A 22,061-nucleotide genomic window follows, 5' to 3' on the forward strand; every position below is an offset into this window, starting at 1 on the left:
CCCCACACCCTCAACGACCGCTACGACCGGCCCGACCGCCCCGGCGTCCCCTACGTACGCTTCCCCGGCTGGCTGTTCTGCGGATCCTGCCGGGCCATGGTCCGCTTCCTGCACGAGCAGGAGAAGCCCGGCGAGCCGCCCGTCTGCACGTCCTGCTCCGCCGCACCCCGCCTCACCCCCATGCGGTTCGTCCGCATCTGCGCGGACGGTCACCTCGACGACGTCGACTGGTGGTACTGGGCCCACTCAAAGCTGGCCCCCGAACTGCGAGCCACCTGCGCCGAGTCGAAGCACGCCTGGAAGGCACGACGGCTCAGTTTCCGGGTCGCCGACCGCGCCTCCGGACTCGAAGCGCTCTCGGTGCGCTGCGGAGCGACCGGGGAGGGCGGCACGTCGTGCGGGGCCGAGCGGGACCTGCTCGACATCCTCGGCCCCCAGGGCGGCCACTGCCCGGGCCGCAACCCCTGGCAGCGTCCGAACGGCAAGGCCTCCTGCGGCCAGCAGGTCCACATCGTGCAGCGCACCGCCGGCAACGTGTACTACCCGGTCGTCTTCTCGGCCCTCGACATCCCCCGGACCGACGAACCTCCTCGGGCGGAAACGGACTTGGCGGAGGCGGTCCGCGGCCACGGCTACTGGACGAATTTTCTCGACGCACTCGGCACATCCCGGGCCGACTCCTTCCGCGGCTACATCAAGGAGGACACCGACGCCCCCGACAGCCTCATCGACCAGCTCGTCGCCGAGGCCACCGGCGCCCCCGCGGCCCAGCCCGCCGACCGGCCGGAGCCCGCGAAGCTCGACCTGAGCCGCGACGAGTGGTATGCCTTCGACGCCGTCGAACTCCCGGAACCCACCGCGGAGTTCGCGGTCCGTCGCGGTGGACTCGGCCTCGCCGGTGAAACCGAGGAGCCCTGGGCCACCCTCGACGCGCACATCGGCGGGGTCGTCCTCGCCGACCGTCTCCGCGAGGTACGGGCCCTGACCGGTTTCCGCCGGCACTCCCCGCACGGCGCCCTCGTCCGCGCCGACACCAGCGGCCGCCTGCGCTGGCTGCCCGCGACCGAGGTCTATGGGGAGGGCATCGTGCTCACCCTCGACGAACAGCGCCTCACCGCCTGGGAGAACGACCCGCGCGTGCAGGCACACGTCCACGGCGTCCGTACGGACCTGGACGCGTCGTTCCGCGACGAGCAGCTGGCCGAGACCGTCGGCAGCGATCTCTCACCCCGGTTCCTCCTCCTGCACACCCTCGCCCACCTGCTCATCCGCCAGCTCTCCTTCGACTCCGGCTACACCACCGCGAGCCTGCGCGAGCGCGTGTACGGCCGCCCCGAGTACGGCCAGCGCGGACTGCTGATCTACACGGCCGCCGGTGACGCGGAGGGCACCCTCGGCGGCCTGGTCCGGCAGGGCGAGGCACCGCACTTCGCCGAGACGCTCGTCCGAATGCTGGAGGCGGCCGCCTGGTGCTCCGCCGACCCGCTGTGTGCCGAGCACACCGGCCAGGGCTTCGGCAACCTCAACCGGGCCGCCTGCCATGCCTGCACCCTGCTGCCCGAGACGAGCTGTCAGACCGGCAACACCCTCCTGGACCGCGCTCTGGTCGTCGGCTCCGCCCGCGTCCCCGGCTACTTCACCGACGTCCTCACCGCGAGCCGCGAGTACGCGGCCACTGTCCTGGGAGGACCCGCATGACCACCACTAACGCCCCCGTCCTCCACCCCGACCTCACCCCGGTTCAGCGCGACTGCCTTGATGCCCTGCCGCTGACCGGCCACCACGTCGTCAGCGGCCCGCCCGGCAGCGGCAAGAGCCTGCTGGCCGCGCACCGAGCCGTCCACCTGGCCCTCACCGGCCGCCCCACCGTGTTCCTGTCGCGCTCCAACCTCCTTCGTCAGCTCCTGCGCGACACCCTTCAGGGCCTCACGGTCCCTGGCGCCCCCGTCGAGGCCGCCACCGTGCACGGCTGGGTCCTGCGGCACTTCGGATACGGCGCACCGCGCACCCAGGACGGCTGGTTCGACTGGACGTCCCTCACCGGCCTCGCCGCCGAGAAGCTCGGCGCGGACGACTCGGCCACGCCCCACCTCGTCGTCGACGAGGGCCAGGACCTGCCGCCGGGCTTCTACCGGCTGGTCCGGATCGCCGCCGCCTCCGTCACGGTGTTCGCCGACGAGTGCCAGCGCCTCACCGAGACGAACTCCACCCTCACCGAGATCACCACCGCCCTCGGCCGCACCACGGCAGGCGCCGAGGTCGGCGGCAACCACCGCAACACCCGCGAGATCGCCGCCCTGGCCGAGCGGTTCCGCGTCGGCGGCACCCGCCCCGAGCCGCCCTTCCGCAGCGGCCCACTACCCGTCGTCCGCCACTACCCGGGCGACAAGGACCTCGCCGCCGACATCGCCACCATGGCTGCCGAGCAGCCGCGGCATCGCATAGGCGTCATCGTCAACTCCCTGCGTACGGCGTCCGACCTGATGCGCCGCCTGGAACGGGCCGGCCTCGCCCACGACCCCCAGCTGTACAGCTCGACGGCCTCCTCCGGCCGCTACCGCGACCTGGACCTCACCCGCCCCGGCGTGGTCGTCGTCCACCGCGCCAGCGCCAAGGGTCTCGACTTCGACACCGTCGTCGTCGCCGACGCGGAATCCGACGCCGCCACCGACCCCACGGCGGCGACTCTCCGCATGGCCTACTACGTCATGATCACCCGGGCGCGGGAGCGGCTGGTGCTGGGCTGGCGGGGCACCCGGCTGCCGCGGCACCTGGAGGGGCTGCAGGGGTGGGTGCAGACGCGGTGACGGCGCGGCTGCGGCTGCGAGGATGCGATGAGCCGGCCCGGTTGTGGCACGGCCCGCTGTGTGGCGAGTGACGTCCGAGCGCTGGGATCGGAGAGGACGAGGATTCACCGTTCTTACCGGACGTCAGCCGTAGGCTGTTGTGTGGAATTTAGGTGGAGACGATGATCAACTACCGCAAGGCGACCGTTCCGGTGTGGACGCTGGCGACCGGCGACGTCCGGGTGCCCGCATTGACCGGAGACAAGCCGATGACGGCTGAGCGCCTGGGTGAACTGCGCAGCGTGCTGGCCGCCCTTGCCGACGAGCCGATCGCCACACTTGAGGTGCATCCGCTGCCCGACAAGCTCGACCGCAGCCGAGGCATCCCGCTCGATGCGGTGAGTCCCCTGGCACAGCACTTGTCGCAGCTCGTCACGCAATCAGCGCGGAGTTCCTCCACGGCGGCTACGGCGACCGCTGCCGGCGAAGGCCTGTATCGCATGGTGGTTCCGGCGAAGGTCGCCGCCCAGTTCGGTCAGGGCATCATTCGCCCGATGGCGGCGAAGGCGGTGTGCGGTGGCGTCCGCGGCCCACTCGTGGACTCAACGGGGCGTATCGTCGCCGGCGCGACGTTCGTGCCAGTCGGCCAGGCGGCAGCAGCGGGCGCAGTCGGTGGAGCCGGTGCGACAGCCGGCGTCGCGGTCGCCGGCAGCGCTGCGCTCACCGTGGCCGCGCCGCTCGTGCTCATGGCCGTGGCGGTGGGGGTGAGCGCGAACGCCGACCGCAAGCGCCAGCAGGCTATCGAACACATCACAGAACTGCTGGAGCAACTGCACGAAGACAAACTCGACGACGAGCACAGCGAACTCGACGGCTGCCGCGATGCCATCGACAAAGCCACTGCCATTCTTCTCGACCAGGGCAAGCTCGGTGTCTCGCTGGGACTGGATTCGGCGGTGCATGCCATCAACACGGCGCTGGGCGCCGCTGACCGCCGCCTTGCCCGGTGGCAGAGCGCACTCGACAAGCTGCCCGACGGCGAGCCCGTCGAGATCGGCATGCTGACCAAGGCGTTCCCCGGCGTCGACGACCAAGGCGGCGTGTTCCGCGCCCACCTCGAACTCGCTGCCTTGGCCATTGCGCTGAAGCAGCGAGTCAACGTCCTGCAGGCCGTCGAGCATGCCCAGAGCGACCCTGACAACCTGTTCGAGAACTTCACGCGCGCACTCAAGCGCGATCAGCAGCGCCTCGACGAACTGGAGTCGGGCATCGCCGGTGTCCTGGTACGCCTGTCGGCGCTGGAGCTGGCACGCCCGAACGGTTTGCGGCCCGTCTTCACGCCTGGTGAGGTGGATCGCCTGATGCGCGCGACACACCGGATCCACCGGCTGGGCGACGGCGTCGCGGTCAACGGCCGCACCACAGACGTGGCGATCGAGATCGTCCGTGACAGGGACGGCTCCGTGGTCGTGTTCCCCGCGCTGCCCGCTGACGCGTAGGCACGCTCGCACTCACCTGGTGAGTGGTGCGCACTGTCCTCCCTCCCGGAACTAGGTCACGTCGTTCCTGAAGCGGGAACCTGCCGGATCTCGCGTCAGGACGCGTGCTGAGGGGGCAGGAAAATATGCCATTCTGATGACCAATCAGGACTCGCGTGCATAGGGTCACGCCATGGTGAGGCTCGAAACACTGCGGGGGTACCTTCTCGAAGAGGTCCTCGCCTGGCTGCTGCGGTCCAGTGGGTACCGTCTGCTGACGGAACAGGACGACTCGGCCAGGCCGCCGTGGAAGGTGTTGGAGAAACGCAAACACGGACTGGTGGTGCGGGGCCGCGGGGCCTGGCACCAGGCGGACACCCTGGGCGAGTTCCAGTACGTGCCCCCGTTCTCACTCCCGATCCGCCTGTTCGCCGAGGCGAAGTTCACACGCATCAAGGTCGGTCTCCCCACCGTGCGCAACGGCCATGGTGTCGTGCATGACCTCAATGAAAACGTCGTCACCACACTGAGCAACGGCTCCGGCCCGCACCGCCCGAGGACGCGCTATCACTACAGCTACGCGATCTTCTCGACATCGGGGTTCACCCAGGATGCCCAGGAGTTCGCGCTCGCCCATCAGATCTCTCTCATCGACTTGTCTCTGCCCGACTTCCGGCCGCTGCGCGACCTGGTGAGGGTGGCGGCCAAGTCGGTCTACGACGCCATGAAGCCGATGCCGCGAGTCAGCGGCCCACTGTGTACGAGATCCGCAATTATTTACGACGGCACCTGCTGAATCTGTGGGACGAACCCGCAGCCGATGCCTCCGCGGTGACCGATCCGCTCGACACGTTGGCGGCGGGCCTGCGCCGCCGGTCGTCCCTGGGACTCGTCCTGGCCTTTCCCGCCGCTCCTTTCGTCCTCGGGCTCGTCTCCGACGATCTCCATGCCTTCGTCAGACACGCGCGCGAACAGCCCACCCACGCCGTCCGCGTGCACAGGATCCACCGGCCGGTGGGGCATCCCGTGTGGCTGATCGAACCGCGCGAAGGCCATGCCTACAGGCTGACCTTCAGCCTGCCGGAACAGGTCGAGGCATGGATCCTGGACCAGGAGGAGGGAACGCGGTCCCGCACTCACTGGATGACGCGGAACCTGCTCTCCGCCATCACCATGTACTGGGTTGACGAGAACCACACCCACACCTTCCAGCTTCACTACAGCTCGGACGAGTTCCGAGAGGCCAGCGGGAGGCCGATGAGCGACTTCGGCGAGACATCCAATCTCTTCTGATGCCGGAGGCATGCCCATCTCGACGCGGACCGCCGTCCCGCGTGACTGATGCCGGGTGGGCGCTTCAATTCCCTGTCTTTCGAAGCAGTTGTCTCACGTGCTCATGGAGGATCCGACGTTGGGGCAGATCGACACCCGTCTCATCCAGACCGCGGTCATCGGAGGCTGTGACTCGGACCAGCCGGTGATTCTCCCTGAACAGCCGCACAACCTGGACGAGTTCATCCGTCAGTTCGGGAGGGACGATTTCTGGTGCGGCACGCTGCTCGGCGGCTGCGGAGAACCGCTGCGCCCCAAGCGGTATGTGACGAGGGTCTGCCACTTCGCCCATGAAGCCGACCCCGGCCGTGGGGAGTGCCACCGGACCACCAACAGCGCGGACGGCGCCGACCACTTGTTCGTCAAGGCCCATGTCACTCGCTGGCTGGCCGGGCAGGGGCACGCAGCCCAGGGTGAACTGCGCAGCTTCGGGCACTGCCACGGCGATGCCGTGGACTTCCGGTTGCGTCACGCGAAGACGCACCTCCGGTTCGAGCTCCACCCGGAGGACTACCGGAGCTGGCGCAGGGCGGCGGACAGCCTGGGCGCGAGGGAAGGCCGTATCGAGTGGGTCTTCGGCCGGGACGACGCGCTCGCCCGCGACATGGCGGCGCGTCGCGGGTACGCGCTCCTCGTGCGGTGCGAGACCGAGGGCAATGACCGTCGCGTGTTCATCGGCACCCTGACCGACGGGAAGAAGACGCCCTGGGCTCCCCTGGAGGACTGCCGGATGACCGAGAGCGGCCTCGTCACGCCCGCGCTCGAAGAGCTGCGTGCCGAGGGGGCGGTCCGCGACGACGGTATCGGCTGCGAGCCGTTTCCCGGCAGCGTTGCCCTTCCCCGCGGACAGGTCGTGTTCGCGGTGGACACGGAAGCGGCCCCCCTGTCCTCATCCCTCTTGGACGTGCCCGGCAGGCGCCTGATTCCCGGCTTCGTCAAGCCGGCGGGAAGCCGCATCGTCCGGGCCTGTCTGTCCCTGCCCGACACGGTGCCGGCTCCCACGGACCAGTACGTCTACCAGCTCGCGGGTTCGGTCCGGCTGCTGGTCACGGACGTCGTCGAGGGAAACGGCTCCTCCTGGGCGGTCCGGGCCGACGCCCTGGTACGGCTCAACGGCCTGGAGGCGGAACGCACCGGGCTGTGGCGTCCCAGCGTCGCGCTCGACGAGAAGTACGTCCCGGCGGCCCGCGCCTCCAGCACTTGTGAGCGGACCCCGCTCACCGAACCCGCGGCCAGCGGGCCCAAGACGCCGGAGACCGCACCGGGGAAGGCGGCCGACGAGCTCAGGAAGGTGCTGGAGGGGGTCGCGGCGAAGGGCGCCACGATCACCTGGGGCGAGCTGACCGAGAGGCTCGGCAGGTGGGTCCACGACCTGCCGAACCCCAAGCGCCAGGAACTGCTGGTCGAGGTGGACAAGCCGCGGGTGCCCGACCACCCGCTGCTGAGCGTCCTGGTCGTCACCCACCTGGGGAGGCCCCTTCCGTACCTGGGGCAGGTACTGAGCCGCCTCGGAGCCGCCGAGCCGGCCTCGGAGTTCGCCCTGCAGCAGTGGGCGGCGGCTGAGACCAAGAAGACGCACGGGGCGTACGGACACCGGAGGACACGCGCGTCGGCCGCTCCGCCGTCCGCTGCGAAGCGGCCGGCCACCGGGGAGCGGGCACCCATCGGGAGCGACCTGGAGCAGGCACACCGGAGACGCGCGGAGATGCGGGAGAAGCTGGAGGAGGCGGCGAGGACCCGAGCCCGGACGAAGGGGGCGCGAGCCCAGCGGCTCTCACAGGCGATTCGGCAAGGAGAAGAGCATCTCCGACGGTACGAGGAAGTCCGCTCCCGGGGGCGGGCGCTGCGCGACTGGCTGGGAGAGGGCGACCGACTCCTCGGCCTCCTCATCGGTCTGATCGGCCGCCCCATCACCGTCACCCCGGCCAGGGCGGAGCGTCGGGCCGTCGCTCCCAAACCGAAACCGGCCAAGGCCCTCGAACCGAAGCCGGTCGAGAAGAAGGATCCGAACCTCAGGAAGATCCGACGCCTGCTTGGTGAGCTGGACCGGACCCACGGGCACCGGCGCACCCAGGACCTGCTGCGGCTGCTCGACGAGATCGGGAAACATCGCGGTCAGCTCGCCCAACCGCTGCCCGCCGCGGAAACCAAGCTCGTCGAGCGGTGGCGGAGCAGGCTGGAGGATCGGAGGTCCGCCGAGCGCTCCGCCCAGGCGGCGGCCGCCTCACGGAACGCATCGGCGGGGACGTGCCGCACCGCCGGGCCACCGCGGGACGACCGCCTGCCGACCGAAGGGATCGACAAGCTGGCCCCCACGGTCCGCGACATCCTCAAGGAACTGGCTCGCGCCGACGGCACTCCCCTGAGCTGGGGCGATCTCCGTCTTCGAGCGGGTGGGCAGCTCCCGTTCCTGCACCCCGACGACCAGGTCGCGTTGCTCGTCGCGGCGGACCGGGGCACACCGGGGAACGAACCGCTCCTGTCCACGCTGGTCGACCATTCCGTGGCCGCCCCGCACCGGCTCTACCACCTGGTGCGTCTCGGTTGCGGCCGGGAGCCCGTCCCTGATGCGGAGCTCGAAACCCATCGGGCCATGGAAGCTCTGCGGTTGCGGCAGATCTGGCGTTACCGACGGTGAACAGGCCACTGGATCGACATCCGTGGCGAGGCGACGGCGAAGCCGTGTGCGTCACGCTCCGACCGGCGTCGTCAGTACCGTATCCGCTAGCCGGTCACCTCCCACCAGCGATACAGGACGCATGGACGCGACGACCCCCGCCCCCCGCGCCGAAGTGCTGCGGGACCGCTACCGCAGTCGGCTGCCCGAGGACCTGCAGCAGCTCACCGGTCCCGTCGAGGGCACCGTCGACCTGCCGCTCCACATCGTCTGGTCCGGGCGGGCGACCTACAGCCTGGACCGCCCGAAGTCCCGGATGACGCTCTACAGGACCGTCCTCGCCGAGGGCCTGCGCGAGGACCTGGCGGCCTTCCTCCACCACCGGCTGCTGGCCGAGCAGTGGCCCGTACTGCGTCGCCTGGTCAGCCCCTACATCCGCGAGGTCTGGGAGGGCGCCTTCTCCGAGCTGCCCCGAATCGCTCCGGGCGGCACCACAGCATGAAACTCACCCCGAGGTTCGCACGGGACGGTGGCGGTTGCGGGCCCCCTCACCGGTCGGCGCTGCCCGGCGGGACAACCCATTCGGTGGGCTGGCCGGTGAGGGAGGCGATCATGTCGAAGTCTCCGTCGTAGTGGAGGACCGTTCGCCGGTTCAGCTCCGCTGTGGCGGCGATCAGCAGGTCGGGCAGGGACAGAGCGCGGTGGAAGCCTGCGTTGAGGGCATGGCGCTGGATCTCGAGGGCGCGGGTGAAGGTGTCGTCGTCCGTGCGGAGGTAGTCGAAGGCGTGGAGCCATGTGCTGATCCGCGTCGCTTCCGAGCTGTCCCGAGCGGAGTGGATCATCTCGAACTCGGTGGGCCGGCACACGGCCAGGAGGTAGCGCTCGTGCAGAGGCTTGAGCACCTCCTTGACACTCGGCTTCGTCCAGCGGGCGAGGGCGGACTTGTCGATCAGGTACCGGTCCTGCATCAGGCGGCCCGGCCTCCGTCGCGCTTGAGGGAGCCGTCTGCGTTGCGGGGCCCGGTGGTCTCGACGATCTCACTGAAGTCGAGCTCCCCGGCCTCCATGGCGTCGAAGCCCTCCTGCCGCAGGTGCCTCTTGACGGCGTCCTCCATGGCGAGACGGACGGCTTTGGCCTTCGTTTTGGTCCCGTAGATGCGCATGGCCTCGGCGACCATGTCCTCATCGAGGTCGATGACGGTTCTGGCCATGTGGATGATCCCTTCGAAGGTGACCTTGCCTCGCAAAACGATATCACTCTTCACGTGGGATAGATATCGTTCGACACGTGCAGGCGGGCAGCCGTCCTTACGGCGTCGAGAGCACCGCGCGGACGGTCTTGCCGCTGGGAGGGTAGGGGACGCAGTCCCAGTGGTCGGCCAGGGCGGCGACGAAGGGCAGGCCGCGCCCACCGGTGTGGAGTGTGTCGGTGTCCGTCGGGGTGATGTGCGGGAGCAGGTCCCCGCGAGCGTCGGTGACCTCGACGCGCAGCCGCCCGCCCGACGGGTCGAGGACGAGCGTGAGCCGGAAGCTGCGGCCAGGTGAGCGGCCGTGGAGGACGGCGTTCGCGGAAAGCTCCGCCACCACCGTCTCGGCACGCTCCGTGAGGTCCTGCCCGGCGCCCCAGGATCGCAGTTGGGTCACCGCGAGCAGCCGGGCGAGCTGGGCACAGTGTCGGGTGGACGACAGCAGTTGCGTGAAGGTGTGGGTGGGGGCTGCCAGTTGGGGAGCAGGTTGGTTCATGACGCCAGGGTGGCCGTCGCGCACGGGTGGGAGCGAGTACGGCACCCCGTACGCGGAGTCAGCGTACGGGCACACGGAGTGGACAGTACGCCCTGCGTTCCGTCACGCTGAGTGGCGAGTGCGGGTGGCGTGAGGAGCCGCCTCGGTACGGAGAGAGGGGCGGCGGATGGGCATGGTCGAAGGGGACGTGGTCGAGGGCGTCGAGGCGCGGGCGGTTCCGGCGGGGGAGTGGGAGCGTGAACCCCATCCCTCCGACAGTCTGCGCACGTTCGGCGCGGTCGTCCAGGCGCTGCGCGAGCACGCGGGGCTCAGCCGGGCCGAACTCGCCGAGAGGGTGCGCTACTCCAAACACACCGTCGAATCGGTGGAGTTGGGGCGCCGCATGCCGGACATCCCCTTCGTGGACCGCGCGGAGGAGGCCCTCGGCAACACCGGAGCCCTGCGGAAGGCCGCCAGGCATCTCACCCGGGGCGAGGCGGGGCTGGCGGCCTGGTTCCGGCGGTGGCCCGGCTGGAGCGGGAGGCGGTGAGCTTGTGTACGTACGAGTGCAGGCTGGTGCCGGGGTTGTTGCAGTCGGAGGCGTATGCGCGGGCACTCTTCGAGAATCGGATCCCGCTGCTGACGGATGAGCAGTTGGAGGCTCAGGTTGAGGCGAGGATGGAGCGGCAGCGGATGCTGTACGAGCGTCCGACAGTTCCGTTTCACTTCATCGTTGAGGAAGCGGTCCTGCGGCGGAGGCTGGGCGGTGCTGAGGTACGGCGCGAGCAACTGAACCACGTTCTGGAGCGCACGTTGCCTCGCAACGTGACGTTGCAGATCATGCCGCTGGAAGCCGAGTACCACTCGTGTATGGATGGGCCTCTGCGTCTACTGGAGACCCCGGATGGGCGTCGACTCGCATACTCGGAGGGCCAAGAGAGCGGGCGGCTGATTGGCGACTCGAAAGAGGTGAGAGTTCTCCAGCAGCGCTATGACACACTGCGGTCGCAGGCCCTGCACCCCAAAGATTCCCGGGCCTTGCTGGAGCGACTGCGAGGAGAGACATGACCACGACGGAACTCGCCTGGTTCAAGTCAAGCTATAGCGGTAGCTCGGGCGACGACTGTGTGGAGGTTGCCGTTACCGAGCAGGCCATCCACGTACGGGACTCCAAGGACCTGGCCCGCCTGCCCTTCGCCGTGGGCCGTGAGGGCTGGGCGTCCTTCGTGCGGTTCGTCGACAACGCCTGAGGGAGATCGGCGGACGTGACGAGGGCGCCTCGGTTCAGGCGCCACCGCAGCACTCGCGGGGCGTCGGCCTGGGGGGCGTCGTCCTCGTCGTCGGTGGCCAGTGCGGCTGGCAGCGGCAGCCCGTACTTCTCGCACAGAAAGCGGGTCTGGCAGTACCGCTGGGCGTCCTTGGCCACCCTGCCGAGGACCGCGGAGTTCATGCCCGCGCCGATGAGGATGCCCACGAACGGTACGACCTTGGCCACGTTCTGCACCGGCACCCTGGAGCCGGCCGGGCCGAGCTGCTTCATCAACTTCTCCAGGGCGGCCAGGAGACGGTGGTCGTTGCGGAGCTTCTCCGACCATTTGACGCGTCCCTTGATGGCGTGCGCCGCCCGAGCGGTGTCACGCAACGGCTCGGCCTTGGCCGCCTGGGCCATGAAGGACCGGCGTACCAGGCGCTGGATGAAGACCTGTTCGTCGGGGTCCTTGGCGTCGTAGCCGTACGAGTACGCGATACGCGAGGCGATCGACGTGCTCAGTACCTGGATGACGAGGATGTCCGCCGTCATCGCGGCGGGGATACCGGCGACGGGGACCATGGCCAGCAGGCCCATGGCGCCGCCTTCGAACGCGCCGGCGGTGCGCCACTTGAGGGTGTTGCGGGTCAGCAGCCGGTCGCAGACCTTGAGGTCCTGCTTCCGCAGTTCGGTGAAAGTGTCGAGTTCGAGCCCCTGCTTGCGGGCGAGCTTCTCGACGTTCTTCGGGTCGTTGAGCTCCATGGCCCATTCGTTGACCAGTTCGAGCAACGCCGCCGCGCCCGCCAGCGCCGGTCGCATGGTCTTGTCGGCGACCGCGTCGCCCGCGCGCCGCATCGGTTCCGAGATCGCGTCCGGGACGGCGTCGGTGACCCGTCTGGTGGCTTTCCCGGCGGCCTCGCCGGTGCGACTCAGCGCGGTGCTCGCCCAGTTCGGCAGGCCACGGCGGTTGTTGCGGCGCTGCCAGTGGTCGTTGAGCGTGGCCCCCACCCCTCGACGATTGGGGCCGCTCGGCGCAGGACCTGCAGGCGGCGCAGAAGTGGCTTCACGCCTGTGCGACCACCTCTCACGTCAATTACACGGCCGCACATCAGGCCGTGCTGCGGGGCTGGGGTGCGCGCTGATGGCCGGCACGCAGCCGGGTGCGCAAGCGCCCGGAGGGCAGAACGGCACCATCGACGTCAAGCCGTCCGACCTCCACCGGGTGTCGGCGGGGGTCGCCGCCCAGCAGACGCCGATGGACAAGGGCGCGAAGACCCTTATGGACGAGCTGAACAAGTACCCGGACGCCGGCGGTTACGGAACCGCTCCGCAGGCGTTCGCGACCTCGTACGTCAAAGTGGGTAACCGCTTCCTCGAGGTCTGGGCCAAGAGTGTCGTGAGTATCGGCGGAGTGGCGGTCGGCTTCACCACGACGGCCAACAACTACGCGACGGCGGAGGCGGCCAACGATCCCTCCGGGCGAACGAGGGCGGTCACTCAGCCATCGCCGCAGGTCATCGACAGGGCTCCGGCCTACGGCCCCGTACCCAACCTCAAGTGGGGTGATGACGACGGGGGCGACGACATCATCCGCACCCTCCTGGAGTGGGTGCCGGAGCCCGTCCGCGAGGTCCTTCGCCCTATCGTGAAGCACGCCTTCCGTATGGGGAAGGTCGCAGAGGTCTACCCTTACCCGCAGCAGCACTATCTCGGTTCGCTGTCCCAGGCGTGGATGGCGACGACCTCGACGCTGTCGATGTCCGAGACCACGCTGACCGGACACATGAGCAGCATCACGAAGCAGAGCAACAGCGAATGGCACGACGCCATGCGGCAGTTCTGCAGCGCTCTGTGGGGGACGACCGCGTGGGGCACGAGCCGTGAAGGTTACGAGTGGAAGCACGACTCGGCCTCGTCGCAGACCTCCTCGCACCCAGTGATGACGGTGCTGTTCGACACCGCCCAGAAGGTCGGCGACCTGCTGTACGACTTCGCCGAAGCAGCCGTCTACGTCAATCGCGAGGTGTGGGACGTCTACGTGGACGCGATCCGGGAGGCGATCCCCAAGGTGGAGGTGAACCTCAAGGACGGTGTCGGGATGGACGACGTCAAGGGCCTCCTCAAAGGTGTGGTGAAGGGGGGCGCCAAGGGAGCGGGACAGCTCGGCGCGGGCATCGTCCTCAACCTAGACACCGGTCGGCTCAATGCGATCGTCACCGAATACAACCGGCGGGTCAACGCGCTGGTGCCTCGTCTCGATGCGCTGGTAGGACCGTTGGACGAGGCATATCGCAGTGCGCCGACCTTCCACGCCGAAGAGGCGCGCGCAGGCGTTCGGCGCCCGGGCACTGAACGAGTTCAGGACCGAGCACACATACACGGTCCCGGGAGAGGATCCCAGGAACCATTTCTATCCACTGGACCTGGCCAGCCAGGAAGGCATTCATGGGAGCCACGGTGTCGACAAGCACATCGGGCTCAGCGATGACCAGCTGAAGCAGCGCCTGCGGGACCAGGGGAACGCCCCGTCGGCCTCCACGTACAAGGATCTGGCGTCCGCGCAGCGTCTGACGCAGGGGGCACTCGACGACATCAACAATGCCCAGCGCGTCGAGGACTGGATCAAGAGGGTGGAGAGGCGGATGGCCAACAACCCGAACTGGAACCCCGACAACTCCAAACTGGACCCGGCTCTCAAACTCACCGTGAGCGAGGTGACCGGTCGCACCGTGGAACGCGGTGACTACACCTCGCACGGTATGAACGCCTCGGCAAGCGAGGTGCATTCCGTGCAGGTCGCCCTCAAGTACAAGAGGGGTATTGACCCGCCCTTCGTCGTCGTCACCTCGTACCCTGTCAGTCCTTAGTAGATCGTAAGGTTCGTTCGTGGTTCATGTTCGTGGCAATGAAGACGGTGACAGCTTGGTAGTGCACACCACACGTCTCTTCATCGATGGTCCGATGAGGAGGGTCCTGGAGCTCGCCGCCGCGGTGCGGGACTCCGAGGGAACGCTTCCACTCGACGCCGAACTGCGGCGTTTCATCCGGACCACGCACGCAACCGTTGCGACGGAGTGGGTGTGTCCCATCGAAACCGTGACCGCGCTGCTCGACCATGTCGCCGGTCTCTGCGCCGAAGGCGTGGAAGCCGCGCCGCAGGAGTTCCATGACCTCCTGGACCGAGCCGGTGCCGGAACGGACGCCGCCGCGTACCTGCACTCGCTGGCGAGGACGATCCGCACCCTGGCCCAGAACTCGCAGGACGATTACGACGAGCTCCCGTTGTCCCGTTGGGAAGTCGAAGTCAGATTTCCCCGGCTCTCCGGGTTCGGGGTCAACTGGGTGTACGACGGGGAATACGCGACCCTTCAGGATTCCCTCCAGGCCGCGGTCGATTCCGAGCATCCCTACTGCGGCGAGTTCCTCGCCCCGCTCGCAGCCGAGGCCCAGTCCGCCCTCGTGCTCTTCCCGGGGAAGCAGGCAATGGAGGACCGCCTGTCCCCCGTCGTCGAGTGGGCGACCCCCCAGGCGCTGCGTCACCTCCTCCAGGCCGTCGACGACCACATGCAGCGGGAGCACACCGCCCCGTCATGACCCCAAACCCTTCAGAGGTCCTCTCCGCCATGCCGTCCCGGAACCGGTCCGCCACCTACCCCGACCGTGAGACCGCCCAGTGGGTCACGCAGCAGGTCGTCACCGCCAACGAGCAGCTCATCCACCGCTGGCTCGCCCAGGGCACGCGGCCCCGGCTGACCATCGAGGCGTCCTGGCCTGCGCGGGCCGACCCCATCGGCCGGGTGCTGTTGCAGGCGATGATGCTGGCGGGGCGGGAGCCCGTCGACGTGCGTGCCGCGCGCGTCGTGCTCAGGCGGGACGTTTCAGCCCCGCACGGCTTCGTCGTCCATGCCACGTTCCCCGTCTATCTCTAGCGCATCCGCCGCTGGTCATTCATGAAGGTCTTTGCCCGTGCCCCTTAGCCCCCTTGAACACGACCGCCGTTACGGCGAACTGGACCAAGTGATCCGTGCCTATGCCGGGCAGTCGGCGGACGACAAGCCGGACGCAGCCGGCCAAGCCTTGACGGCCTACCTCCGGCACACTTGGCACACCCGTCCCTGGGCTCTTGCTGTCGCCGAGCGGCAGGTGCGGGAGTACGCCGAGAACCCGCCCGGACGGCTGAGGCAGCGGCTGGGCGAGTTCTACGCCATCCCCGACGTGGGCCTGCCCGAGGGAGAAGTGCAGGAGTGGCTGCACACGGTCGGTGCCCACATCAGGCGCAGCATCGAGAAGGGCGAGGTGCCGCCGCCCGCTGTGCCCGTCACCCACTGGGAGTGGCACGCCCGGTTCCCGGAGCTCGGCCAGTTCCTCGGCGGGTGGTTCTCGCAGGACATGCCGGACGAGTTCGAGGACCATGACGCGGCCGTCGCCGACTACCGGACCTCCACCGACCCGCAACTCGTCGCCCGCCTCGTCGGCGAGCTACACGAATTCCTCGCCCTCACTCTCGACGAGTCCGACTGTGCCCTGGCTGTCGCAGACCTGGGCATGGAGGTCGACCCCCCGGCCCCGTACGCCCCGAGCGGCTGGCTCGCCCACCTCGCCGACCGACTCGCCCAGCCGAGCGCGGCGTACAGGCCGTCGCCGCGGGCCGGGCAGGAGTAGCCGAGACTCTGCCGGCACGCAGGTCGGGTCGTGGGCGCGTTCTGCCGGACCCTCTCAGACGCGCAGCAGTGCAGGTCGAAATGAGTCCGGCAGTCTCACCGCTCAGATGTCCCGGAAGAGACTAGCGAACGCCGTGACGTGCTGCGAAGGAGGGGTTCGGGTCGTTGACCTGCGGGAATGGTCTTTCGGCTGTTTCACGCGCTTACTCGTTGATGCGGCCGGAAGTCCCACAAAAGTCCCAGGGAACTCCCACTGCCCGCGGCCACTCTTTCGGCTCTATGCAGCGTGTGCGGAGGGCGATCATGTATCGGTGTCCGCACTGAGCGCGGCAACGCGCGCTTTTGGAACGGCTCGCGGCTGGTGAAGGTCCTGCGGACTGGCCCCGGGTGACAGGCGGTCGGCCTTGCGCGACCATGAACCGCGGAACGTCAGGCGCGGTGGCGGGGAGGCGCGTGCGGGGCACCGAGGCCGGCCGCGCCAGGCGTTGGCGGGGTCGGTGTCGACCTCGACCTTCAAACCGGTCGCGGTCGACACCTTCGCGTCGGAGACGTTGGTGATGGTGGCCAGCCGGCTGTCAGCCACCGGGTAGCCGGACTTGCTATCAGGGGTGATCTTGAGCCGCGAACGAAGTGCTCTTGGGCGGAGACGATCTCCTTCTCGTTCGCCTGGTCCCAGCCGACCAGCACGTCAGGCACCGAACGGAAGCGTGCGTACGTCGGGGATGGGTCACCTCCACTAGGGTGGCCGCAGCCTTGATGACCCGGAGGTCGTCGGCTCGGGCCAGCGCGAGCCATCCCGTGACGGACCGGTCACGCAGCACGGCCTTGGAAAGCCCCTTACTGTCCAGGACCAGCGTGCCGCCGGGAATGGCGGGGGAGCGGGTCACGCGGCGCTCGCCCCGCCTTGGGTCTGCTGCTGCCGGGCCTGGTGGAGCTGATCGCGAGCGCCCGGATCTCCGACCCGCAAAAGCCCCCGCACCGACAGCTGGTCAAAGAAGGCCCAGGCCGCTCAGGAGTGATTCCAAACGAGCGTATAGCGCCAGAACAGCCGTCGTCGCAGCCGCGCTCCGGGGAGGACGTCTCTGGCTTCACTGAACCTTCCCCTTGATCGTGGACACCTGGAGACTGGGACCTGAGGTTCCAGAGGAAGTAGCACCAGGTGGAAAGCAAGTACACGAAGCGGTACACCGAAGAGTTCAAGCGGGACGCGATCGCGCTCGTCGACTCCTCGGGCAAGACGGTCACGGCGGTCGCCCGGGAACTCGGCATCAGCTCCGAGTCCCTGCGCGGCTGGTACCGCAAGGCGAAGGCGGAGCGGGGCGAAGGCACTCCCGGCGAATTGAGCAGTGCCGAGCGCGAGGAGCTCAAGCGGCTGCGGCGGGAGAACCGCGAGCAGCAGCAGACGATCGAGATCCTGAAAAAAGCGACCGCCTTCTTCGTGAAGGAGAACGACCGGTGAGCGCGTTGTGCCGGTTCATCCATGCGGAGAAGGCGGACTACCCGATCGTTCTGTTGTGCCGGGTGCTGCACGTCGCCCGCTCCTCCTACTACGCGTGGCGCGAGGGCGAGGCCGCCCGCCATGCCCGGCAGGCCGCCGACGACGCACTCGCGCACGAGATCACGGTGCTGCACGTCGCCTCCCGCCGCACCTACGGTGTACCGCGCATCCACGCCGAACTGCGGCGTCTGGGGCGGCGGGTGAACCGCAAGCGCATCGCCCGCGTGATGCGCGAGCGCAACATCCGAGGCGTCACCCGGCGCAAGCGCCGCTCGTTGACCCGGCCCGACAAGAAGGCGAAGCCGGCCCCTGACCTCATCGGCCGCGACTTCCATGCCGAGCGGCCCGGGATCAAGCTGGTCGGCGACATCACCTACCTGCCCACTGCCGAGGGCTGGCTCTACCTCGCCTGCTGGCTGGACCTGGCCACCCGCGAGGTCGTCGGTTATGCCATGGCTGATCACCACCGCGCAGAACTCGTCGTGGACGCCCTCGACATGGCCTACGGCCGAGGGAACCTGGAGCCCGGCTGCGTGATCCACAGTGACCGCGGCAGCGAATACACCTCGACCCAATTCTGCGAGTGAATAAGGGAGTTGGGACTGCGGAACAGCTGCGGACGCACCGGATCATGCTTCGACAACGCGGCCGCGGAGAGTTTCTGGGCCCTGCTCAAGGAAGAGATCGGCACCCGCGTCTGGCCCGACCGGGCCACCGCCCGCGCCGAGGTCTTCGCCTTCATCGAGACCTTCTACAACCGCCGCCGCCTGCGCAAGCACAAGACCTTCGGCTACCTCACCCCGGCCGAGACCAGGCAGCGGCATCAACACGCCCTCGCGGCATAACCGACAAGTGTCCAAGATCACGGGGAAACTTCATCACGGACAATGTCGTCGAAGGTCATGTCCGCTGAGCGAGTAGAGGCCGTCATGGATACTGGCCGGGGCGAGGGACGCCCCTTGTTCTTCAGCCAGCCCATGGCGGCGTTGGCCGGAATGGCGGCGACACCGAGCAGGTGATCCACAGGGGTCTGGGCGCGGGACAGGCCGACGATCACCAAGGTTCCTCCCGGCGCCAGGTGGCGGCGGAAACAGGTGAGGGCCTGGGCGAACGGCATGTGGTGGATCGTGGCGACGCACGTGATGACGTCGTAGGAGCCGGCAGGGAACTCGGCTACCGCATCCGCGACGATGAAGGTCACGGGAAGCACATCAGGAGTCAGCTCCTGGGCCTGGGCGGTGATTGCCGGATCAGAATCGACTGCCGTCACAGCGGCGGCGCGTCTGGCCAGGAGCCTTGCGAGGTCACCGCTGCCGGAGCCGATGTCGAGGGCGTGGTTGAAGCGTTTCGGCAGTTGCCGACGGATCCAGCGGTGGTAGTGGGCGTTGTGATCCCACGGGTAGGCGGCATTGAACCGTTCAAGAGCACACAGGAGACGAGGCGACAGGATCTTCACCCACCCAGTCCACCAAGTCCCGGCAGCAAGCACGCCCCGTTCCGGAACAAAGATCAACCGCTTCCCGGACTGCCGGGCTCGGCCCAAAGAGGCGAGTTGCGTCAGGCGGTACATGCCCTTCCTGCTGCCGCCCGCGAGCCGCTCGCCGCTCGACCGCCTCCAGCCGCCGCCCGCCACCCAGCGCGGCCTGCGCTGCCGGGCTCGGCCGCATGTGCCCCAGGCTCGCCCGGCGGCCGGAGGAATTTCGTTCGCCGTCTCAGGTAATCGCTTCTAGCCTGCGTTGGGTGATGACAGCTGAGGATGTGTTGTCTGTCTTGGCCCTGCTGCGAAGGGCATGGGTTGACGTCTGGATCGGCGGAGGCTGGGGGATCGATGCTTTGATTGGCGAGCAGACCCGGGGGCATCGCGACCTGGACTTGATGCATCGGAAGGATCATGAAGCCGCAGTCATGGCGGCCCTGTCCGGAATGGGTTTCGCAGAGAGCCTGGACTGGCGGCCTGTCCGGTTCGTCGTAACGCATCTGGACGGCCGAGAGATCGACCTTCACCCGCTGGTCTTCGCCGAGGACGGCTCAGCAGCGCAGGCATCGTTTGAGCCGGAGCGACCGTTCCTGTATCCCTCCTCATGCTTTGTGACGGGCGTCATCAGCGGAACGACCGTCCCGTGTCTCTCAGCTGAGCAGCAGGTTTACTTCCACCAGGGTTATGAGCCATCCGATCGTGATCGTCGCGACATGGCCCAACTCCGCCGAGTCTTCGGGATCTCCACTCATTTTTGATCCGGTCAGCGAGACGAGCATCGCTTTCCCAGCGCCTGTCGCTATTCCCTTTCGGCCCGCGGTCTTCCCTCAGCGAGGCAACTTCGGTGAGGGATCGTCATGGCGTCGGTCGTACGCAGCGTGCAGGCTTCACGGAAGTTGATCCAGGGTCCGCGATGTGACAGCGCCCGATCCTCGTCGGTACGGTTTCCACCGGCAGGCCCTGCTGACCGTTCGGTGGCATGCTTTGCTCTTATCCTCGTAGGCGGCGTCCGCTTGTAGGGGGTGGCTGGCATCGGTCAGGCGGTCAGGCGGAGCGGGTCAGACGGTCACGCGGTCGTGATTGCTGAAGGTGTTGAGTCCGGTGACAAGGCTGTGAGGTGTGGAAGGAGGTCGTGGACCCCTTCAACAAGGAGCAGCTCTCCGTGATCAGCCTCACCAACTGCTTCAACCGCATTCGCACCACCATCGAGGAACTCCTCGGCACCACCTGGTGACCGGCGCTGCTGATCTGCCGTCAGGACCAAGGTGCTTGCCCGTCCGAGCGACGGTGCTGGTGGTCGTGGTCCGCCGCCACCGGCACTAATGCCCGGCGGTACGTGTGGTGAGGTCCTCGTCCGTGATGGGGCGGACCACCCGGCAAGGGGTTCCGACCGCGACGGTCATCGGGGGAATGCTGTGGCTGACGACGCTGCCGGCGCCGATGACCGAGCCGTATCCGATACGGACGCCGGGCAGGACCACCGCGTTGCTGCCGATCCACACCTTGTCCTCGATCACGATCGGTTCCGAGAACCGCCCGAAGTCCGCGCGTCGCGAGGGATGCACCGGGTGTCCCGTCGTGGTCAGTGTCACGCTGGGCGCGATCATGACACCGTTGCCTATGCGGATGTCCACGTCGTCGACGAAGGTGAGGTTCACGTTCCCGAAGAAGTCGTCGCCGATGCGCACGTTGCTGCCGAACCCGACGTGGAACGGCGGCAGCAGCACCGTGCGTTCACCGACCGAGCCGAAGATCGCGACAAGCAGCGATCGGCGTTTCTCCGTGTCGCCCGGTGGTGTGTGGTTGTACTCGAAGATCTGCTCGGTGCGGCGCCGAGGGGCCTGGAAGGCCGCTTCCGACTCCGTGTACACCAGCCCCTTGGCGATCCGGGCCAGGACTTCTTCCTCGTGAGCATGCGTCACAGTGGAACGCTCCCTTCGTCCAATCCCTTGGGCACAAGCTCAGCGTGCCCTGGTTGCCCGTGCGTCAGGCACAAGATCATCTGGCACTCGCAGAAGTCTGCCGCTTCACCCCGCAGCCACGCCGTTTCACCGAAGCCATTTGCGGGGCGCCGATACTCGCGACGGTGGACAGCGCGTTCATCGGCGGATCGTTGCGATGAGGCGTCGTAGCGCGGCGTGGGCGGGTGGGCCCCAGGTGGCCTTGCCGCCGGGGCGGCCATGAAGGCCGGCCTCTCCGATGAGGATGCCGCTGAGGGCTGTCAGCACCGCCCAGCCGCGGGCGCGGCGCAGGGTCGCGGCGTCCACCACCGGCCGGTAGGCGTCATGGAAGCGGTCGGCGGCCCCGTCCGGCAGCAGTATCCAAGGGGCGGCGAGATCGCAGGCCGGATCGCCAGCGCAGAGGTCGCCGAAGTCGATCACGCCGCAGAAGGTGCCGTCCGCAGTGAGGACGTTGGCCGGATGTAGGTCGCCGTGGAGCCACAGCGCCGGGCCCGCCCACTCGGGCGCGGCAAGGGCGTCTTCCCAGACTGCGCGGACGGCATCCGGTTCGGCGAGCAGCTCCAGCTCGATGGCCGCGGCGAACTGCTCGGCGAATTGCTCGGCACGGTCGGCCAGTGGCCCCCCGCGGCCACGACCGGCGGGCGCCCCGTCGGGGGCATGTCGGTGAAGGGCTGTCAGGAAGGCGGCCAAGGTGTCGGCCGCCTCCGCGGCACGTGTGGCGGGAGTGCGGTCGGCGGGCGAGCCGGGCACCCAGGTGGTGACGATCCAGGGTCGCGGAAACCGCTCGGAAGGCTCGCCGAGGCGTTGCGGGACGGGAACGGGCAGGGGAAGGCGCGGGGCCAGAGCGGGTAGCCAGGCGTGCTCCTTGCGCAGCAGGGCGTCCGCGGACTGCGTCGCCCAGGGCAACCGGACGGCAAGGTCGTCGCCGAGCCGCCACAGCTGGTTGTCCCAGCCACGCGCGCCGAGCTTCAGGGGACGATCGGCCAGGTCAGGGTGCTGGTCTAGCAGCAGATCCCGGACCAGATCTGCGGTGATGTCGATCTCGGTATGGGTCATGCGGAGCCACGGTAGCCGGACGTTGACCCGGGCGTTTGTGCCGCCCAGCACGCAGTGCCGCTCACCATCCTCACTTCCTGAAGTGGGCACCGCACGGTAATGCCCGTCGGCGCCTGGTTCCCCCTCGGTCGTCCTGCGAAGGGAGGAAGAGACACAGGCTGGGCCAGGTTTTGTGAGGATTGCTTCCACGCCCCTTTCTTGGCGCCAGCCTTGCCGAGAGCCGCG

Annotated in this window: 23 protein-coding genes and 5 pseudogenes; 19 read left to right on the forward strand and 9 right to left on the reverse strand. The window is 68.4% G+C overall.

The genetic code is table 11. The annotated features are described in order from the left end of the window. The 7 genes from drmB to C1J00_RS10375 form a co-directional block, all read left to right on the forward strand. On the forward strand, positions 1–1,698 hold a 1,698-nt coding region (gene drmB / locus C1J00_RS10350), incomplete at its 5' end, for a DUF1998 domain-containing protein (RefSeq protein ID WP_102908747.1). Then, positions 1,695–2,807 (forward strand): DEAD/DEAH box helicase, encoded by a 1,113-nt coding sequence (locus C1J00_RS10355; protein ID WP_102908748.1) that lies wholly within the window; start codon positions 1,695–1,697, stop codon positions 2,805–2,807. The genes drmB and C1J00_RS10355, both read left to right, overlap by 4 nt. Before the next feature lie 161 nt (positions 2,808–2,968). Continuing rightward, a complete protein-coding gene (locus C1J00_RS10360; RefSeq protein WP_102908765.1) occupies positions 2,969–4,285 on the forward strand; it encodes a hypothetical protein in 1,317 nt (438 codons plus the stop codon). 172 nt (positions 4,286–4,457) lie between these two features. Beyond that, entirely contained in the window at positions 4,458–5,060 is a 603-nt protein-coding gene (locus tag C1J00_RS46585) for a PDDEXK family nuclease (protein ID WP_245936291.1), read from the forward strand. Further along, complete coding sequence (locus tag C1J00_RS46590; RefSeq protein ID WP_245936292.1) at positions 5,021–5,557, forward strand: hypothetical protein; 537 nt, start codon at positions 5,021–5,023, stop codon at positions 5,555–5,557. The genes C1J00_RS46585 and C1J00_RS46590 overlap by 40 nt, the downstream gene beginning before the upstream one ends. Positions 5,558–5,660: 103 nt before the next feature. Continuing rightward, positions 5,661–8,234, forward strand: a complete 2,574-nt coding sequence (locus C1J00_RS10370; RefSeq protein ID WP_146046170.1) for a competence protein CoiA family protein — start codon at positions 5,661–5,663, stop codon at positions 8,232–8,234. Positions 8,235–8,355: 121 nt separating this feature from the next. Then, the gene (locus tag C1J00_RS10375; protein WP_102908750.1) at positions 8,356–8,715 is read left to right on the forward strand and encodes a hypothetical protein; all 360 of its coding nucleotides are present in this window, start codon (positions 8,356–8,358) and stop codon (positions 8,713–8,715) included. Between the two features lie 46 nt (positions 8,716–8,761). Here C1J00_RS10375 and C1J00_RS10380 read toward each other — a convergent pair whose 3' ends face one another. From C1J00_RS10380 to C1J00_RS10390, 3 genes are all read right to left on the reverse strand, one after another. Next, positions 8,762–9,181, reverse strand: a complete 420-nt coding sequence (locus tag C1J00_RS10380) for a PIN domain nuclease (RefSeq protein WP_102908751.1) — start codon at positions 9,179–9,181, stop codon at positions 8,762–8,764. Next, complete coding sequence (locus C1J00_RS10385) at positions 9,181–9,423, reverse strand: type II toxin-antitoxin system VapB family antitoxin (RefSeq protein WP_102908766.1); 243 nt, start codon at positions 9,421–9,423, stop codon at positions 9,181–9,183. Before C1J00_RS10385 ends, C1J00_RS10380 begins: the two co-directional genes overlap by 1 nt. A gap of 97 nt (positions 9,424–9,520) precedes the next feature. Then, a complete protein-coding gene (locus C1J00_RS10390) occupies positions 9,521–9,955 on the reverse strand; it encodes an ATP-binding protein (protein WP_102908767.1) in 435 nt (144 codons plus the stop codon). Positions 9,956–10,121: 166 nt separating this feature from the next. Between C1J00_RS10390 and C1J00_RS10395 the strand changes: the two are divergent. Together C1J00_RS10395 and C1J00_RS10400 are read left to right on the forward strand one after the other, a co-directional pair. Beyond that, positions 10,122–11,002 (forward strand): annotated as a pseudogene (locus C1J00_RS10395) (helix-turn-helix domain-containing protein). Continuing rightward, on the forward strand, positions 10,999–11,184 hold the full coding sequence (locus tag C1J00_RS10400; protein WP_102908752.1) for a DUF397 domain-containing protein: 186 nt from the start codon (positions 10,999–11,001) through the stop codon (positions 11,182–11,184). The pseudogene C1J00_RS10395 and the gene C1J00_RS10400 overlap by 4 nt, the downstream one beginning before the upstream one ends. A 194-nt stretch (positions 11,185–11,378) precedes the next feature. On the opposite strand, the pseudogene C1J00_RS10405 reads toward C1J00_RS10400, so the two are convergent. Continuing rightward, a pseudogene (locus C1J00_RS10405) lies at positions 11,379–12,191 on the reverse strand (EcsC family protein); the annotation flags it as partial. Positions 12,192–12,193: 2 nt separating this feature from the next. On the opposite strand from C1J00_RS10405, the pseudogene C1J00_RS48210 reads away from it, so the two are divergent. The 6 genes and pseudogenes from C1J00_RS48210 to C1J00_RS10430 all read left to right on the forward strand — a co-directional run. Then, a pseudogene (locus tag C1J00_RS48210) lies at positions 12,194–12,325 on the forward strand (WXG100 family type VII secretion target); the annotation flags it as partial. Next, complete coding sequence (locus C1J00_RS10410; RefSeq protein WP_180989490.1) at positions 12,325–13,671, forward strand: hypothetical protein; 1,347 nt, start codon at positions 12,325–12,327, stop codon at positions 13,669–13,671. The pseudogene C1J00_RS48210 and the gene C1J00_RS10410, both read left to right, overlap by 1 nt. A gap of 16 nt (positions 13,672–13,687) precedes the next feature. Further along, positions 13,688–14,050 (forward strand): RNase A-like domain-containing protein, encoded by a 363-nt coding sequence (locus C1J00_RS10415; protein WP_102908768.1) that lies wholly within the window; start codon positions 13,688–13,690, stop codon positions 14,048–14,050. A 94-nt stretch (positions 14,051–14,144) separates the two neighbouring features. Next, on the forward strand, positions 14,145–14,777 hold the full coding sequence (locus C1J00_RS10420) for a hypothetical protein (protein WP_245936293.1): 633 nt from the start codon (positions 14,145–14,147) through the stop codon (positions 14,775–14,777). Between the two features lie 29 nt (positions 14,778–14,806). Then, on the forward strand, positions 14,807–15,112 hold the full coding sequence (locus C1J00_RS10425; RefSeq protein WP_102908754.1) for an RNase A-like domain-containing protein: 306 nt from the start codon (positions 14,807–14,809) through the stop codon (positions 15,110–15,112). Positions 15,113–15,149: 37 nt separating this feature from the next. Then, the gene (locus C1J00_RS10430) at positions 15,150–15,845 is read left to right on the forward strand and encodes a contact-dependent growth inhibition system immunity protein (RefSeq protein WP_102908755.1); all 696 of its coding nucleotides are present in this window, start codon (positions 15,150–15,152) and stop codon (positions 15,843–15,845) included. Positions 15,846–16,560: 715 nt separating this feature from the next. On the opposite strand, the pseudogene C1J00_RS46595 reads toward C1J00_RS10430, so the two are convergent. Together C1J00_RS46595 and C1J00_RS46600 are read right to left on the reverse strand one after the other, a co-directional pair. Then, positions 16,561–16,731: pseudogene (locus C1J00_RS46595) on the reverse strand (DNA-binding protein); the annotation flags it as partial. 122 nt (positions 16,732–16,853) lie between these two features. Continuing rightward, positions 16,854–16,934: pseudogene (locus C1J00_RS46600) on the reverse strand (SAM-dependent methyltransferase); the annotation flags it as partial. A gap of 69 nt (positions 16,935–17,003) precedes the next feature. Between C1J00_RS46600 and C1J00_RS10445 the strand changes: the two are divergent. From C1J00_RS10445 to C1J00_RS10455, 3 genes are read left to right on the forward strand one after another with little or no spacing between them, the layout of a single operon-like run. Further along, positions 17,004–17,303: a transposase gene (locus C1J00_RS10445; protein WP_102908756.1), complete on the forward strand. Its 300-nt coding sequence runs from the start codon at positions 17,004–17,006 to the stop codon at positions 17,301–17,303. Continuing rightward, positions 17,300–17,929, forward strand: coding sequence for an IS3 family transposase (locus C1J00_RS44455; RefSeq protein ID WP_180989491.1), 630 nt, complete (start codon positions 17,300–17,302; stop codon positions 17,927–17,929). The genes C1J00_RS10445 and C1J00_RS44455 overlap by 4 nt, the downstream gene beginning before the upstream one ends. Before the next feature lie 9 nt (positions 17,930–17,938). Next, on the forward strand, positions 17,939–18,187 hold the full coding sequence (locus C1J00_RS10455; protein ID WP_180989492.1) for an integrase core domain-containing protein: 249 nt from the start codon (positions 17,939–17,941) through the stop codon (positions 18,185–18,187). Positions 18,188–18,204: 17 nt separating this feature from the next. On the opposite strand, the gene C1J00_RS10460 is transcribed toward C1J00_RS10455, so the two are convergent. After that, positions 18,205–18,798: a class I SAM-dependent methyltransferase gene (locus C1J00_RS10460; RefSeq protein WP_102908769.1), complete on the reverse strand. Its 594-nt coding sequence runs from the start codon at positions 18,796–18,798 to the stop codon at positions 18,205–18,207. A gap of 287 nt (positions 18,799–19,085) precedes the next feature. Here C1J00_RS10460 and C1J00_RS10465 point away from each other — a divergent pair, with 287 nt between their 5' ends. Next, complete coding sequence (locus C1J00_RS10465; protein ID WP_180989495.1) at positions 19,086–19,577, forward strand: nucleotidyltransferase domain-containing protein; 492 nt, start codon at positions 19,086–19,088, stop codon at positions 19,575–19,577. A gap of 561 nt (positions 19,578–20,138) precedes the next feature. Here C1J00_RS10465 and C1J00_RS10470 read toward each other — a convergent pair. Further along, positions 20,139–20,741: a sugar O-acetyltransferase gene (locus C1J00_RS10470; RefSeq protein WP_102908759.1), complete on the reverse strand. Its 603-nt coding sequence runs from the start codon at positions 20,739–20,741 to the stop codon at positions 20,139–20,141. Between the two features lie 177 nt (positions 20,742–20,918). Continuing rightward, entirely contained in the window at positions 20,919–21,836 is a 918-nt protein-coding gene (locus C1J00_RS10475; protein WP_102908770.1) for an aminoglycoside phosphotransferase family protein, read from the reverse strand. Positions 21,837–22,061 lie beyond the last annotated feature (225 nt).

This window comes from Streptomyces cahuitamycinicus (assembly GCF_002891435.1).
Taxonomy (GTDB): domain Bacteria; phylum Actinomycetota; class Actinomycetes; order Streptomycetales; family Streptomycetaceae; genus Streptomyces; species Streptomyces cahuitamycinicus.

Bases quoted from the DNA above. Each gene is read 5' to 3' on its own strand.
- C1J00_RS10355 (WP_102908748.1), top strand. From the start codon at position 1,695: ATGACCACCACTAACGCCCCCGTCCTCCACCCCGACCTCACCCCGGTT.
- C1J00_RS10360 (WP_102908765.1), top strand. From the start codon at position 2,969: ATGATCAACTACCGCAAGGCGACCGTTCCGGTGTGGACGCTGGCGACC.
- C1J00_RS46585 (WP_245936291.1), top strand. From the start codon at position 4,458: ATGGTGAGGCTCGAAACACTGCGGGGGTACCTTCTCGAAGAGGTCCTC.
- C1J00_RS10370 (WP_146046170.1), top strand. From the start codon at position 5,661: ATGGAGGATCCGACGTTGGGGCAGATCGACACCCGTCTCATCCAGACC.
- C1J00_RS10375 (WP_102908750.1), top strand. From the start codon at position 8,356: ATGGACGCGACGACCCCCGCCCCCCGCGCCGAAGTGCTGCGGGACCGC.
- C1J00_RS10380 (WP_102908751.1), bottom strand. From the start codon at position 9,181: ATGCAGGACCGGTACCTGATCGACAAGTCCGCCCTCGCCCGCTGGACG.
- C1J00_RS10385 (WP_102908766.1), bottom strand. From the start codon at position 9,423: ATGGCCAGAACCGTCATCGACCTCGATGAGGACATGGTCGCCGAGGCC.
- C1J00_RS10390 (WP_102908767.1), bottom strand. From the start codon at position 9,955: ATGAACCAACCTGCTCCCCAACTGGCAGCCCCCACCCACACCTTCACG.
- C1J00_RS10400 (WP_102908752.1), top strand. From the start codon at position 10,999: ATGACCACGACGGAACTCGCCTGGTTCAAGTCAAGCTATAGCGGTAGC.
- C1J00_RS10410 (WP_180989490.1), top strand. From the start codon at position 12,325: ATGGCCGGCACGCAGCCGGGTGCGCAAGCGCCCGGAGGGCAGAACGGC.
- C1J00_RS10420 (WP_245936293.1), top strand. From the start codon at position 14,145: ATGAGGAGGGTCCTGGAGCTCGCCGCCGCGGTGCGGGACTCCGAGGGA.
- C1J00_RS10425 (WP_102908754.1), top strand. From the start codon at position 14,807: ATGCCGTCCCGGAACCGGTCCGCCACCTACCCCGACCGTGAGACCGCC.
- C1J00_RS10465 (WP_180989495.1), top strand. From the start codon at position 19,086: ATGACAGCTGAGGATGTGTTGTCTGTCTTGGCCCTGCTGCGAAGGGCA.
- C1J00_RS10475 (WP_102908770.1), bottom strand. From the start codon at position 21,836: ATGACCCATACCGAGATCGACATCACCGCAGATCTGGTCCGGGATCTG.